The sequence below is a fragment of the Acetobacter tropicalis genome (assembly GCF_001580915.1).
Lineage (GTDB): Bacteria > Pseudomonadota > Alphaproteobacteria > Acetobacterales > Acetobacteraceae > Acetobacter > Acetobacter tropicalis.
Window position 1 is genome coordinate 1 of sequence record NZ_LHZQ01000210.1, and the last position, 14,120, is coordinate 14,120.

General features: G+C 57.1%; 13 protein-coding genes. 6 read left to right on the forward strand and 7 right to left on the reverse strand.

The genetic code is table 11. The features are described from left to right. The coding region (locus tag AD944_RS09830; RefSeq protein WP_156477256.1) for an alcohol dehydrogenase catalytic domain-containing protein at positions 1-446 on the reverse strand (446 nt) is incomplete at its 3' end. 385 nt (positions 447-831) lie between these two features. On the opposite strand from AD944_RS09830, the gene AD944_RS09835 reads away from it, so the two are divergent. The 5 genes from AD944_RS09835 (at position 832) to fdhD (ending at position 5,836) form a co-directional block, all read left to right on the forward strand. After that, positions 832-2,151: a hemolysin family protein gene (locus AD944_RS09835; RefSeq protein WP_035377041.1), complete on the forward strand. Its 1,320-nt coding sequence runs from the start codon at positions 832-834 to the stop codon at positions 2,149-2,151. 112 nt (positions 2,152-2,263) lie between these two features. Further along, the gene (locus AD944_RS09840; protein WP_045542091.1) at positions 2,264-3,667 is read left to right on the forward strand and encodes a histidine-type phosphatase; all 1,404 of its coding nucleotides are present in this window, start codon (positions 2,264-2,266) and stop codon (positions 3,665-3,667) included. 154 nt (positions 3,668-3,821) lie between these two features. Continuing rightward, the gene (locus AD944_RS09845) at positions 3,822-4,247 is read left to right on the forward strand and encodes a glycine zipper family protein (RefSeq protein WP_035377042.1); all 426 of its coding nucleotides are present in this window, start codon (positions 3,822-3,824) and stop codon (positions 4,245-4,247) included. 184 nt (positions 4,248-4,431) lie between these two features. Then, positions 4,432-5,052: a molybdenum cofactor guanylyltransferase MobA gene (gene mobA, locus AD944_RS09850; protein ID WP_045542069.1), complete on the forward strand. Its 621-nt coding sequence runs from the start codon at positions 4,432-4,434 to the stop codon at positions 5,050-5,052. Further along, a complete protein-coding gene (gene fdhD, locus AD944_RS09855; protein ID WP_236709177.1) occupies positions 5,045-5,836 on the forward strand; it encodes a formate dehydrogenase accessory sulfurtransferase FdhD in 792 nt (263 codons plus the stop codon). The genes mobA and fdhD overlap by 8 nt, the downstream gene beginning before the upstream one ends. Positions 5,837-5,876: 40 nt before the next feature. On the opposite strand, the gene AD944_RS09860 is transcribed toward fdhD, so the two are convergent. The 4 genes from AD944_RS09860 to phoB form a co-directional block, all read right to left on the reverse strand. Further along, complete coding sequence (locus AD944_RS09860; protein ID WP_045542070.1) at positions 5,877-7,604, reverse strand: OprO/OprP family phosphate-selective porin; 1,728 nt, start codon at positions 7,602-7,604, stop codon at positions 5,877-5,879. A gap of 177 nt (positions 7,605-7,781) precedes the next feature. Beyond that, positions 7,782-8,795, reverse strand: a complete 1,014-nt coding sequence (gene pstS, locus AD944_RS09865) for a phosphate ABC transporter substrate-binding protein PstS (RefSeq protein WP_045542093.1) — start codon at positions 8,793-8,795, stop codon at positions 7,782-7,784. Between the two features lie 109 nt (positions 8,796-8,904). Continuing rightward, positions 8,905-10,188: a sensor histidine kinase gene (locus AD944_RS09870; RefSeq protein WP_052427140.1), complete on the reverse strand. Its 1,284-nt coding sequence runs from the start codon at positions 10,186-10,188 to the stop codon at positions 8,905-8,907. A 31-nt stretch (positions 10,189-10,219) separates the two neighbouring features. After that, the gene (gene phoB, locus AD944_RS09875; RefSeq protein WP_006557884.1) at positions 10,220-10,912 is read right to left on the reverse strand and encodes a phosphate regulon transcriptional regulator PhoB; all 693 of its coding nucleotides are present in this window, start codon (positions 10,910-10,912) and stop codon (positions 10,220-10,222) included. A 210-nt stretch (positions 10,913-11,122) separates the two neighbouring features. On the opposite strand from phoB, the gene AD944_RS09880 reads away from it, so the two are divergent. Beyond that, positions 11,123-11,398, forward strand: coding sequence for a hypothetical protein (locus AD944_RS09880; protein ID WP_006557883.1), 276 nt, complete (start codon positions 11,123-11,125; stop codon positions 11,396-11,398). 112 nt (positions 11,399-11,510) lie between these two features. Here the strand turns inward: AD944_RS09880 and AD944_RS09885 are convergent, their stop codons facing one another. Further along, the gene (locus AD944_RS09885) at positions 11,511-12,800 is read right to left on the reverse strand and encodes an adenylosuccinate synthase (RefSeq protein WP_006557882.1); all 1,290 of its coding nucleotides are present in this window, start codon (positions 12,798-12,800) and stop codon (positions 11,511-11,513) included. Positions 12,801-12,875: 75 nt separating this feature from the next. Continuing rightward, positions 12,876-14,114, reverse strand: a complete 1,239-nt coding sequence (locus tag AD944_RS09890) for an ATP phosphoribosyltransferase regulatory subunit (protein ID WP_045542071.1) — start codon at positions 14,112-14,114, stop codon at positions 12,876-12,878. Positions 14,115-14,120: the final 6 nt, after the last annotated feature.

Consider the following 14,120-nt stretch of genomic DNA (forward strand, 5'->3'; position numbering starts at 1 on the left):
CTGCGCGGTGTCACCCCCTGCTTCTGCAAAGCCTGCACGCACAACATGGCCGTGTAACCAGCCGTTCCCACCGCCATGGCCTGCCGGGGGGTAAATGCTTCCGGCAAGGGAACAAGCCATTCACCCGGCACCCGAGCACGGCCTGCCAGACCACCCCAATGTTTTTCTCCTACCCCGTACCCGTTCAGCAGCACTTTCTGCCCAACAGAAAAAGCGGGATTGCTGGAGGCTTCAACCGTGCCTGCAAAATCAATGCCGGGGACCATGGGGTAAGACCGAATAATCGGCCCCTTGCCAGTAAGGGCCAGCGCATCCTTGTAGTTGAGGGTGGACCACTCCACCCGCACCGTCACATCTCCTTCGGGCAACTGATCGTCTGGCAGGTGGCGCAGAACAACAGACGGAGTGCCCTCCGCAGTCTTCTCCACAAGGTACGCATCGAACATGCTGTTTTTCTTTCCTGGGGTCTGAAGGCGATTCTGACCTGCATCTGAGGCCATTGGCCCATCATGCGCAAAACACGTCCTGTTTACGGACGCACACCCTGCCACAACGCGCCGCAAAGGACCAGGATACACCCCCCTCTTTAAAGAAGGTAAATGACCACTGTCTGACCCGAATGTGAAGAAAAACACCACCTCCCCCATCCAGGCCAGCAGTTGTTATCTTTTGACCACCATCTGACAAAAGAACGGGCGCAGGAGAATAGAGAGGGAAAAATCTCCCGGTAATCCGCCTGCTGCGCAAGGCAAAAGAAACTAGGCGGCAGGAGCCACACAAGTTATAGCTTACGGGATATTTCCATTTTTCTCTCGTTTGTAGAGTTTTCTCTTGATCCTGTTCCTGCTGGGCATTCTGGCCCTTGTCCTGCTGATTGCGGTCAGCATCCTGATTTCCCTGTCCGAGATTTCCTTCGCGGCAGCGCGGGAAGTCAGGCTTCGCTCCCGTGCGGAGGCAGGAGACAAGCGTGCGCAGGCCTTCCTGGCCCTGCGTCGCAACAGCGGGCAGGTGATGACCGTTCTTCAGATCTGCCTGAACGGGGTTGGTATTCTGGGTGGTATTGTCAGTTCGGAAATGCTGGCGCCCCCCAGTGCGGCTCTGTTGATGCAATGGGGCCTTTCCTCCGGGCTGGCGCAGAATCTGGGGTCAGCTTTCAGCTTCGTGTTGGTGACAGGCGTGTTTGTCCTGTTTGCTGATCTGCTCCCCAAACGGGTGGCCATGAACGCGCCGGACAAGGTAGCGTTGGCCATTGGGTGGTTCCCCAAATTCGCGCTGCGGGCGCTCTACCCATTTGTCTGGATTTTCTCCAAGGTATCCGATGCTGTTCTGCGGGCCCTGAAAATTCCTGCGGCCTCAGCCGTGGAGCCGGTCACACCGGAAGATCTACGCGCCATTCTGGCCGCAGGCACGGCCTCTGGCGTGTTGCTGGAGCAGGAACACCAGATGATCCAGAACGTGCTGGGCCTGCAGGATCGTTCCGTTACCTCCGCCATGACCCCGCGTGATGAAATTGTGTATCTGGACGTGCAGGACACAGCCCAGAGCAACCATGAAAAAGTACGGGCCAAACCATATTCCCGCTACCCGCTGTGCAATGGCGGACTGGATACGGTTATTGGCTCCATCCGCTCTGAAGACGTGCTTGCGTCCGTGGTGGACCCCTCCATCACGCCTGTCGCTGGCGAGATTGCGTTACCCAACCCTATTTTCCGGATGCGGCGTGATGTGCTGTCCGTGCCGGAAACCCTGAACCTGTGGGATACGCTGGCCCAGTTTGATACCCATGGCGTCGGCTTTGCCCTGATTGTGAATGAATATGGGCTTGTGGTGGGGTTGATCACCTTCAAGGATATCATGGGGGCGCTGATGGATGGTCTGGCCAACCCCTTTGAGGAACAGGCCATTGTGCGCCGGGATGAAAATTCCTGGCTGATTGACGGTGCCGCCCCTATTGGCGATGTGATGCGCGAGTTGCATCTGGTCGAACTGCCTGACAGTGCCCAGTTTGATACCATCAGCGGCTTTGTCATGCATCGCCTGCGCCGCATGGCCCGCAAAACAGACCGGGTTGATGAAAGCGGTTTCCGGTTTGAAGTGGTGGACGTAGAAGGCTTCCGCATCAACCAGCTTCTGGTGACCCGCCTTTCCTGACGGGCTATCAACCGGATTTTTGCAGGAAAACCGGGAGCCTATTGCCCCTTATTTGCAGGTCTCCCTCCAAGCCCCTTACACTAGGCTTTTTCCGCGTCTGCTGTCTGGTGCCATGCGTTTTTCCTTCCTGCCGTCCCTACGTTTCCTCCCATCCGGAGTATGCTCTGCTGCGCATCTTTCGGTGCTGCTCCTTCTCTCCATGCTTGTTGCTTCGCTCACGCCTCAGGCTCAGGCTCAGGCTCAGGCTCAACTGGCACCTGAAAGGGGGGCTGTCCTCAAGCGGGTCATTCTGGTCACCCGCCACGGCATTCGCAGCCCGACCCAGACACCCGAAGCCCTAAAGGCCAACACAGGCGTTACGTGGTCTGCATGGCCGGTGCCCCCGGGGCAATTAACAGAACATGGCCGCACGGATGTGGCACAAATGGGCACCTTTCTGGGCCATTATTACCATGCTCTTCTTTCCGAAGGAGGCAGAGCCTGTGCGCCCACTCTTTTTGTGTGGGCCGATGCGGCTGACACCCGCACGCGGGAAACCGGCAATGTTCTATCAAAAACCCTGAGCGCGGGATGCCTGCAAACGGCAGCCTCTCTCCCTGCCGGGCAGAAAGATCCTCTTTTCAATGCTTTGGCCAGTGGACATGAAACACTTGAAAAGCAGACGGTTTTAACCACGCTCGGGCAAACCCTGCCTCCTGATCAGCCCCCTCCTAAGTCTGCGCAGACGGCATCCGCTCACTTACAAAGCCTTTTTGCTCCCCAGGGATGCGGGAAACCCGGAAGTGTCTGTTTTTCCGCTCCGGCCCAGCTTTCATGGAAAAAAGGGGCTCCACATGTCACAGGCGGCATGGCCCTCGCCTCTACCGTTTCTGAAAACCTACTGCTGGAATACTGTCAGGGTCTCCCTCCTACCGTGCAGACTGCTATCCCGCCAGCAGACAACGCCTCTGCCGGCACTGCACCGCAAACATCTCCCGCCAACCCAGATCAAGCGGCTCTGGTGGCCTCTGTTCTGCCTGCCCATACGTACCAAAGCCATCTCACCCGGCGCCTCCCAGTCATTGCCATCCCGCGCGGGAGATATCTGGCAGATGCCCTCACCAGTTTGCTGTCGGAACATGCAACGCCCCTCCCAAATGGCGATACCATTCCAGCCTCTGCCCGCATGGTTGTTTTTGTCGGACATGACACAACGCTTGATATGCTGGCGACGCTGTTCGGGCTGGACTGGGCGTTCACAGACCAGCCAGACCCGACCGCACCGGATACCACTCTGGGCTTTGAACTCTGGCAGGACGCAAAAGGCCTTCCGTTTGTGCGGTTTGTTGTTTTCCACCAGAGCCTAGAGCAACTCCGTATCGGAAGTCCGGTTGAAAACCGGGTGGACAGTGGGCAACCTGCCATTTTGCGGAGTGCATTGTGCCCTGACACTCCAAAGGTGGAAAAATGCACGCCCGCAATTCTGGCCCGTAGTGTGTATGCAGAAGAAAGCCACTTGCTCCAGAAGCCTCTTTGAATGTCCTCTATCCCCGAAGCTGAGGTGGAGAGTTGAGTGAACTTTCAGCACTATCCTGCGTTTAATGAATGTTATTTGGAGAGGGTCGCGTTGCCTTAAAAAAGCTAAATTAATCTGATACTTCGCTACCAACTAAACACTAAGAGTAAGACCAATGAAACTTGGACATGCCGCTTTTTTCCTGGTTCCTGCACTGCTTCTGGCTGCGTGCGCGGAAACCCCTATGGGCCCCACCGCCATGGTGCTGCCGGGACCGGGTAAAGACTATGCCACATTCGCGCAGGAACAGAATTTCTGCCGTTCTCAGGCTTCCAGCAGCGTAAGTGGACAGGCAGAACGCCAGAATCACCGTGCCCTTTACGGTGGGCTCGCCGCCACGGCTCTGGGTGCCGGGTTGGGTGCCGCTGCAGGCGGAGGCGTGGGTGCCGGAATTGGTGCCGGTGCCGGTGCATTGGCCGGAACGGCTGGTGGTGGTGCCTACTCCAATTCCCGCCAAGGCAGCATTCAGCAGCAGTATGACAACGCATATGTTGCCTGCATGATTGCTTACAAAAACGTGCTTCCGGCGCGGAACTACTAAAACCACCCTCCCTGAACCGCGTTCTGCCCACGCTGCGGAACGAAGGTTTTATGGCTGAAAGCCCCGCTTTGCCGGGGCTTTTTGCTGTCTACTGCCTTCTGATCCTTGCACGACCATGGGCGACATCCGTTGCCCTGTGCAAAGTCTCTTGCCATATCCCTCGGCTTGCAGGAGTCTTTTCAGCATGAGCGCTCATCCTTACCCTTCCCACGTTGCCGCCGTTATCCTTGCAGGGGGCAAAGGCATGCGTATGGGAGGATGTGACAAACCCCTTCTTGCGTTGAATGAGGAACCTCTCCTTACGCACCTGATCCGTAAACTCGCCCCCCAGTGCGCAACGCTGGCCCTAAGTGCCAATGGAGATGCCGCCCGGTTCGCACCCTGGGGCATACCGGTTCTGCCAGACACGTTAGATGAACGCGGCCCGCTGGCCGGTGTTCTGGCTGGACTGCAATGGGCCAGAACGCAGCAGTGCGATACCGTGTTGACTGTGCCAGGAGACACCCCGTTTATTCCCGCAACGCTGGTTGAGCGTTTGCTGCCTGCACCCGCTGTTGCTGTCTCTAGCGGGAGAGAACACCCACTGGTAGCAACATGGCCCACAAGCTGCCTTGAGCGGTTACAGGACTGGCTGGCACAGCCACCGTCCCCTCACATGCTACGGGTGCGGATGTTTGCCAGAACTCTTGGCGTGCGCCATGTGACATTTGCGGGCCACGCTCCTGATCCGTTCTTCAACATCAATACGCCAGAAGACTATGCCTCTGCATGCCGCATGATTGAAAAAGGACTGATCAATGAGTGACCCACTCGTGATCTCTTGGCCAGCCGAAAAACTGACTGACACAGACTGCACGTCTACCCACCTGAGTCTGGCGGATGAGACCCCGGTGGGGTTTGTTTTCAACAGCGTGCCATATGCTGTGATGATGGCGACAAAAGAGCATCTTGAAGATTATGCTTTTGGTTTTTCCATAACAGAACGGCTGGTCTCTACACCTGCGTCCATTCGCTCCGTACGCGTGGAAGAGGCCGAAGATGGCGTGACGCTGCATCTTTCCATAGCGGGTGAGGATTTCAGACGTCTTCTCCAATCACGCCGGGCCATGACCGGCCGTACAGGATGTGGTATCTGCGGCAGTGATGATCTGAAAAGCCTGCATACGCAACTTCCAAAAGTGCCGGCCGCGCCTCCTGTTTCCCTCAAAGCCATACAGAAAAGTCTGACGGAACTTGCCAGCCATCAGGCTTTGAACGCACAGGTCCATATGGTGCATGGCGCAGCGTGGTGTGATGACACTGGTGCTGTAAAGTTGATACGGGAAGATATTGGCCGTCATAACGCACTGGATAAACTGATAGGCGCAGGCTTGCGGCAAAAGGCTGATTTTTCCTCAGGGTTTTGTGTTATTACCAGTCGCTGCTCTTATGAAATGGCACAAAAAGCCATTATGGCGGGTTTTACAACGCTGGTCGCTATTTCCGCCCCCACCGTACGAGCCCTAAATCTGGCAAAAGAGGCCGGCCTGACCATTGTTGGTCTGGCGCGGCCTCCTGCACAGTTCTTATTTACCGGCGCAGTAGGATGACACAGAACACCTGCATCATCCTTTTTAAATCGACAGAATTTTAGAAACCGGCCTGAACACGGGCAGCAACAGAGTTACCCGTGCGTCCATAAATGTTGGTAGCCTGCTCGCTGCGAGACACGATGAAGTGGCTGAAATCAAGCATCAGACGGAAGTGACGGTTGGGATACCAGTTCAGGCCGCCCGTCCATACTGTCTGCTGGCCACCACGGATCACGTTCTTGGCGTTTGCATCGCCCAGGTTACTGTTCAGGTCGATCACGCTGTAATGACCCACAACTTCAAGCGCGCCCCAGTGGTTAAGAGCGGGATTGAATTCCTCATTATCTTTCACACCAGGAGCAGTAAATGCACCGCTCTTCTCGCTATACATACGCGGTGTGCCGAAAATTGTGTAAGCCGCTGAACCATACCAGCCCTGGAACCCGGCAGATTTCAGGCCAGCACCTTCGCGCTGAACACCGACATGATAGTATTCACCCTTTACAAGCAGCCGATCCCAACGCACCCCCAGTTCAGGTCCTGCTGCCCAAACCTGAGACGCATGGTTGATGGCACCCGTTGCCGCAAGGTTTGCTTCACCAATATCAAATTCCGGACGCTGCCCAAAAGATGTAGAGCGGGAACAGGAGGTAGCCGAACCAGAGGTGGACGAGGCAGCATTACACGCCAGACGAAAAGCGGAAATGCCTGATGCCCCTACGTGAACATCCCAATCTTTCGTGGCAACCGGACGACCGGCAACACGCAATGTGGCCCCTGTCTGGCTATCCATGGTGGTGCCGCTGCCGCCACCATAATAGGTGGAGCTGCTGTCAGACGCGTTGCGGTGGCCCCATTCCTGTCCGGTAAAGTAGCCTGCAATCCACCAACGTTTTTCGTAATGCAGAGCACCCACGCTGAAGCGTGCGTCACCCGCCGCAATGTTACGAACCATGTCGGTAATGCTGGGACGTTCAAGGGTGAAGAAGTCGTTGGAGCTTTCAGAATCTTCTTCAGTAACGCGGGGCTGGAAGTAACCAACCGTCAGGATAGTATTCCGCAAACCTGTGTAGTTCAGGTTTCCTTCATACAGGCCAACATAACCATCATTATGGTTGGCCCCGAAATCTGGCGTGACAGCCGCAACAAAGTTTTTATAGCGGAAGGTGAACGGAATACGCAGACGCCGCATATTACTTGTAAAGCTGTTAAATGCGCCACGCCCTTCACCCCGGCGAGGGCCTGCATTAAAGAAGCCGCCAAAATCTTCATGAAATGCCAGACCAATGGACAGCGCATAAGCTGCATCTTCCGTGGCTATGGTAAAGCGGCCTTTTGGAAAACCGATGATCATACCACCGACATGTACGTCTTCCTCACCGGCCGTAGCCGCCCGGAATGATTTCCAGGACATAATGTCCCCACGGTCGCTCGTAGGGGTGCCAGACGTGGCAAGACGCAGCCTGTTTGCGCGGGGAATTGGCTCAGCAAACTTCACTCTCGGATCAATCGGACCGGAGGCAAGCATGCGGGGGTTGGCATGGGTGTTCTGAACAGATGCCGTGCCGGTATGCTCCTGCCTGTGGGCACTTGCCTCACTACGGGCCAGACGCACTTTCAGCGTGGAAATCTGCCCCATCATTTCCTTGCGCATTTGCGCCATTTCTACACGGAGCGCACGGATCTGCGCATCATCCGAAGGAGACGCCAAAGCAGATGATGATGCTGCGCTGCTCAGCAGAAAAGAAGCAAACGCAAAAGAAGAAACAACAGCTTTACAACGCATCAGGCCATTCCCTGAGAGAAGACGATGAGCGCTGAATACGTCGTATTCTGTTTCTTGTGCGTGATGGTTTCGTGATGGTTTCTTTACAGTTTTATGAAAAAGGGCCGTCTGATATTCAGACGGCCCTCACTTATTAAAATAACTTTTATTTATTAGGATAATCTAAAAAATAAGCGCTTATTTCCAGGAAGACAGAATGGCGCTTTTCACTGCCTGCGGCAGAGCCACGTAGTCAAGTTTGGCAGCAATGGCATCACCCTTTTCAAAGCTCCACGTAAAGAAGTTACGCACAGCTTTACCACGTGCGGCATCTTTGGGCGGAACCGGGGTCAGCACATACGTGGCGGACACGATGGGCCATGCGCCATGGCCTGCGGTATCCAGCAGATCAACAGCGAAGTGAGAGGCATTTTTCCAGTCAGCAGATTCAGCGGCATGCGCAAAGCTGGTCTGGTTGGCTTCAACATCTTCGCCCGCATGGTTGCGCAGCTTGATGGTGGTCAGGTGGTTACGGCTGGCGTAGGCATATTCAACATAACCAATAGCGCCTTCCGTATTCTGCACGGTAGCGGCAACGCCATCATTCCCACGGGCACCCAGACCACCGGGCCAGGAGATGGACGTGCCAGCACCCAGATTGTTTTTCCAGGAGTCAGAAGACCGGGCCAGATAGGATGTGAACACAAACGTGGTGCCAGAGCCATCAGCACGGTGGATCGGCGCAATGGCCAGATCCGGCAATGTTACGCCCGGGTTCAGGGCCGCTATTTTGGCATCATTCCATTCCGTGATGTCACCTGCATAAATACCGGCGAGCACATCACCACTCAGGCGCAGCGTATTGGCTTTCATGCCCGGAATGTTCACAACCGGCACAATACCGCCCATAACGGTGGGAAACTGGAACAAATGGGCAGACTCAATTTTCTGCGCATCCATGGGTGCATCAGATGCACCAAAATCCACCGTTCCTGCCAGAACCTGATTTTGCCCTGCGCTGGAGCCAACGCTTTGGTAATTAACTGTTACCCCAACAGCAGTTTTGGCGGCCTCGCTCCATGCTTCATAAATCGGTGCGGCAAAGCTGGAACCTGCCCCCGTTACGCTTTCAGCCATGGAGACGCCCGGCAATGCAGCGGCAAGGCTGGTTGCCGCAAGCAGAATAGCAAGAGGCCGGAATGAAAGATGCATTTCGGTATGATCCCTGAACATCATCAAAAAAACACAGCGAAGCTGCGTCTGCCCTCTCCCTTAAAGGGTCTGCCTCTTAAAAGGTAATGACGTATTCAAGACAGTTTTGTTACGTTTTTGTGACACCCGCCACCTGCCCGAGCGGAAGCCAGATTTTACAGGTTGTGCCTTCCCCCACAATGCTCTCCACCACAAACCGACCACCATGGCGGGTGATGATATGCTGTACAATAGCAAGCCCCAGACCGCTTCCCTGCACCACGGCAGATGTTTTGGGCACCCGATAGAACCGTTCCGTTAAACGTGGCAGATGCCGCGCGGCAATACCCGGCCCATTATCCGCCACCTGCAGAACAACGCCCGGCCCCGTTGGCCAGCCGCCACCCGATGGCACCTCGGCACAGCTTACTGTTATTTTCAGCGCGCTTTCCCGTCGGTCCTTGCCATGGCAGGCACCGTATTTCAGAGCATTTTCAACAAGGTTGATCAACACCTGCAACATCTGGTCTTCATCGCCCGCCACACACAGGTCCGGATTATCGGGGGGCACAACAACCAGTTCTGCTGTATTCTTCTGCCGAAACAGGATGCTCGTCTCGCTCTGGAGTCTGCTGCACAGTTCCACCAGCCGTATCTGCCCGCGCGGGCGCTGATGTTCCAGCATCTGCACACGGGAGAGGTACAGCAGACCATCAAGCAACCGCTGCATGCGACGGCCCTGCGCCGCCATGATACCCAGAAACTCCTTTTGGGCTTCCGGATCATCCGCTGCCGGGCCTTGCAGGGTTTCAATAAAACCCATCAGGGCTGCAAGCGGTGTTCGGAGTTCATGACTGGCAAAGGCGACGAAATCCGCATGCTGGCGTTCCGTGATCTCGGCCTCGGTCACATCATAAAGGACAACAAAGGTCAGCAGAACGGTGCGGCGTTCCTCGTTCCTTTCCTCTTCAGACGCAAAAATGTTCTTGGGAAATGCCTTTTTCTGGAAAAACCCCCGCACAATGCGATGCATGGGCACATCGAGAACAATGCGGGCTTCTTCTATTTCTTCCCCCCGGGTGGGGCTGCGCGTCGCCAGCCGATCCAACGCCCCCTGAAACGCCGGATGCCGTTCAATACTGCCTACGCTTTCTCCAAACTGTCGGTACGCTTGGGGGGAAGCATAAAGCTGGCGCCTGTCCTGATCGAGCACCAGGCTGGCTGCCGGGAGGGAAGACACCACCTGCTCCACAGCCATAAGCAGTCGCGCTCTGGCGGGAAGAAAGGGCGGAGGTTCCGGCAGTTTTTCTGGAACAGGGTCCTGACCACGCCGTAAAGCCAAGGCCGTCAGTCCGCTTGCCAGCAGACCTCCCGCCAACGCACCACCAGCCGCAAAAAGCAGGGCGTGCATCATGAGTCAGGCCAGTTCGGGCAATCGGACAAAATCAGTCCTGCGGCAGATCAAGCGCGTAACCGCGCGCCCGCACTGTTCTGATCAGGTCTTTTTCATCCCCTTCATTCAGCGTCTGGCGCAGACGACGAATGTGCACATCCACAGTACGCAATTCAACGTAGGAACTGCGCTCCCATGCGTGCTCCAACAGTTCCTCGCGGGAGAAAACCTGCCCAGGATGGCTCATCAGAAATTCGAGCAGCCGGTATTCGGTTGGGCCAAGCGCCAGCAGACGACCATTGCGTTCAACCTTGTGCGCTACCCGATCAAGCACCAGCGTTTCAAACTGCAAGGTTTTGCTGGGGGGGGGCACACGCCGCAAAATGGCCTTTACACGCGCAAACAGCGTTTCCATGCCAAAGGGCTTGACCAGATAATCATCCGCGCCAGTATCCAGCCCGCGCACGCTATCTGTCTCCTGCCCACGGGCACTGAGCATGATCACGGGCAGCGTACGGGTTTTGGGCTGTTCCCTCAAGCGGCGGCACACTTCAATGCCGGAAACCCCAGGCAGCATCCAGTCCAGCAGGACAAGATCAGGCATACGGCGCGCAATCTGCTCCAGCGCGTCCTGCCCATCTGCTGCCAGCCGGACCTCGTAATCCTGTTTTTCAAGATTGTAACAGATAAGCCGGGAGAGTGCCGGATCATCTTCAACCACAAGAATGTTCGTTTTCTGCGTCATGACCTACCCATAACGATTCGGACGGAGAATAGGCTGTGGCCGGACAAAAAAACAACTGCATGGCGGAAATCCGCCACCGCTGCCGCCCTTGCGAAAAACACCCTGCTGATGTGCAAAATCTTTATATACATCACCAGACTTCCTGGATTATGGGACCGGAAAGGAGCTGGACCGGCAATCGTGCCGGATGCACCTCCAGGATACGCTCGCATGAGTATTTTTCGCACTTCTCTGCCGCATAGCGGCAAAGCGTCCCGCCCCTCCGTGACAGTTTTATTAAAAACCTTCGGGAAGCAGTTTTCCCAGGCTTTCTCTGCACGCGGCATGCTGCAGCTGGGTATGCTGGAAGGCATTGTTGCCACGCTGGATGAAAATGCCCGCAAAGAGCGGCTGCATGCCCTTTACCCCACATCCCGCGTGTTTGGCGGGTTTGCGGAAGGTCCGGCTGCCACAGCCATGCAGCAGAACCCTGCCCAGCCGCGCTGATACAAAAAAGCCCGGCTCTGCCACTTCCGCGCCAGAACCGGGCCTTCACTATATCTTGACCCAAACGTGCTTCCCCTAGCCTTAGCAGGCCAGGGGAAGATGTCTGTGTGCCTCAGTCTTCAAACGGGTCACGCATCAGGATGGTATCATCACGGTCAGGACTGGTGGACAGCAGGGTGACCGGTGCGCCTACCAATTCTTCAATCCGACGCACATATTTGATGGCCTGCGCAGGCAGTTCTGCCCAGCTCCGTGCTCCGTGGGTCGTATCTTTCCAGCCTTCAACCGTTTCAAACACCGGTTTGATACGGGCCTGAGCCGCCGGAGAGGACGGAAAGCGATCAATGGTCTTACCGTCCAGTTCATACCCAACGCAGATACGGATTTCGTCAAACCCGTCCAGCACATCCAGCTTGGTCAGGGCCAGACCGTTCACGCCGCCAACACGCACGGCATGACGCACCAAAACGGCATCAAACCAGCCGCAGCGACGCGGGCGGCCCGTAACTGTGCCGAATTCATGCCCACGCTCACCAATCTTGCGGCCCACATCATCATGCAGTTCAGACGGGAACGGGCCTTCCCCCACGCGGGTGCAGTACGCCTTGGCAATACCCAGCACAAAACCAGCGGCACTTGGGCCCATACCCGAGCCCGTACCTGCATTGGAGGCAACCGTGTTGGAGCTGGTAACAAACGGATAGGTGCCGTGGTCCACATCCAGCATGACAGCCTGAGCGCCTTCAAACAGGATACGGCTGCCTGTACGGCGCGCTTCATCCAGAATGTCCCATGTGGGGGCGGCAAACGGCAGCACCTTGGGGGCAATATCCGTCAGGAAGGCCAGCAGGTCTTCCTTCTTGAAGGTTGGTGCGCCAAGCCCCGCCAGCAGAGTGTTATGGTGCAGCAGCAGTTCGTCCAGCTTCCAGTCCAGCGTTTCCGGCTCAGCCAGATCACACAGACGGATGGCGCGGCGGGCCACTTTATCTTCATAGGCGGGGCCAATGCCACGGCCGGTGGTGCCAATCTTGCGGTCGCCACGTGCAGCTTCACGCGCGCGGTCAAGCGCGCCATGCACAGGTAGAATCAGCGGCACGTTTTCCGCAATTTTCAGGGTATCAGGGGTCACAACCAGCCCCTGTTCCTGAATGCGGCCAATTTCTGCCAGCAGAGCCTGCGGGTCCACCACCACGCCGTTGCCGATCACGCCAATCTTGCCGCTGACAACGCCGGAAGGCAGCAGGGAAAGCTTGTAAACCTGATTGCCCACCACCAGCGTATGGCCCGCATTGTGGCCGCCCTGAAAGCGCACAACAATGTCTGCCCGGCTGGCCAGCCAGTCAACAATCTTACCTTTGCCTTCATCGCCCCACTGGGCGCCAATTACGGTGACGTTGGACATAAACAGTCTGCTCCTGGAAAATCTGCCTGATTACGCCCCGCATGGGGCAGAGAGGCCGCCTGAGGCTGGCGGCCGTTACTCAAGCTCCGTGCACGTGGCACCTGAAAGAATATGGCTGCACCCAAGGCGTCTGGCCTCGGCCCGATCATACTCCGGCCCGTGGGCTTCTGCCTGTGTGGAGGCGGCCCCTTTTGCCCTGGCGGCAGAGACGCCTCCAAGGGCCGCAAGCGTGGCATAGCCCTGCTTGCGCAGGCTGGCCGCAACCTGACGGTCCGCCCCTGGGGCCAGATAGACACGCGGACGCGCTGCGGCGGGCGGAATCATGCGGAACAGCACGTCTGGCCGGAACGTAAGGCCACAGGCAGGTTCGTTATCATTGCACAGGTAGCGTCCACCACGGCCCAGTTCTTCAGACCGACCAACGGCAAACACCGTAACGCATACGCCAGTGTGGTACTTCCAGCCCCGAAACTCAACCGGATCAACTGTCAGGCGCAGGGTGGGGTTCAGCGCCCGAACTGCTTCCACCGTATCAGCGAGACGCTGGATAATAGCGCGGGAGCGCGGCGGCAGATCGATGCGCGCCAGCAGGCTGACAGCCTGTTCTGCCGGGCCAGCCGCACGCAGCAGGGTAATCAGCGTTTCAGACAACGTGCCCCCAAGTTCCGCCACGGCGGCGGCATCCTTGCGGTCCAGCGCACGCATCAACGCAGGGCGCACGGCCGCAGGAACCTTTGCCTCTTCAAGCAAGGCAGGCACAAAAGGAGGCATGGTCAGGTCAAACGAGACACCCGGCACACCCAGTTGCGCCAGCGCTTCTGCCGCAACGGAAACGACTTCCGCATCGGCCTGAGGCGTATCCGGGCCGATCAGCTCGATCCCTGCCTGCATGATCTGGCGACCGCTTTCTTCCGCCGCTGCAGGCAGAACCACCACGCAGGAACCGGAATAGGACAGACGCAGCGGGCGCGGGGCGCCACCAAGGCGAGTCGCGGCCATACGGGCAATCTGGGGCGTGATATCAGGCCGCAGCACCATCATGCGGCGCGTATCCGGGTCCATCACCCGGAAGCTCTGGTCAGCCAGAGAGGCCCCAGAGCCCGCCAGCAGAGTTTCTTCAAACTCCATAAGCGGCGGCCGCACCCGGTTATATCCGTGTGAGGCAAATACGCCCATAAGCGCGTCCACACCTTCTGCCTCGGTCCGGGCATCAGGCGTGAGCAGATCTACAAAGCCGGCCGGCAGCAAGGCCGGGCTGAAAGGCGGGTCATCCGTCATGCTCCGGGCTATAGCACCGCAGGCCGCGCCCGTCATGCCCGC

Bases quoted from the DNA above. Each gene is read 5' to 3' on its own strand.
- AD944_RS09880 (WP_006557883.1), top strand. From the start codon at position 11,123: ATGAGTATTTTTCGCACTTCTCTGCCGCATAGCGGCAAAGCGTCCCGC.
- AD944_RS09870 (WP_052427140.1), bottom strand. From the start codon at position 10,188: ATGATGCACGCCCTGCTTTTTGCGGCTGGTGGTGCGTTGGCGGGAGGT.
- fdhD (WP_236709177.1), top strand. From the start codon at position 5,045: ATGAGTGACCCACTCGTGATCTCTTGGCCAGCCGAAAAACTGACTGAC.
- AD944_RS09845 (WP_035377042.1), top strand. From the start codon at position 3,822: ATGAAACTTGGACATGCCGCTTTTTTCCTGGTTCCTGCACTGCTTCTG.
- AD944_RS09890 (WP_045542071.1), bottom strand. From the start codon at position 14,114: ATGACGGGCGCGGCCTGCGGTGCTATAGCCCGGAGCATGACGGATGAC.
- mobA (WP_045542069.1), top strand. From the start codon at position 4,432: ATGAGCGCTCATCCTTACCCTTCCCACGTTGCCGCCGTTATCCTTGCA.
- AD944_RS09840 (WP_045542091.1), top strand. From the start codon at position 2,264: ATGCGTTTTTCCTTCCTGCCGTCCCTACGTTTCCTCCCATCCGGAGTA.
- AD944_RS09885 (WP_006557882.1), bottom strand. From the start codon at position 12,800: ATGTCCAACGTCACCGTAATTGGCGCCCAGTGGGGCGATGAAGGCAAA.
- phoB (WP_006557884.1), bottom strand. From the start codon at position 10,912: ATGACGCAGAAAACGAACATTCTTGTGGTTGAAGATGATCCGGCACTC.
- pstS (WP_045542093.1), bottom strand. From the start codon at position 8,795: ATGCATCTTTCATTCCGGCCTCTTGCTATTCTGCTTGCGGCAACCAGC.
- AD944_RS09860 (WP_045542070.1), bottom strand. From the start codon at position 7,604: ATGCGTTGTAAAGCTGTTGTTTCTTCTTTTGCGTTTGCTTCTTTTCTG.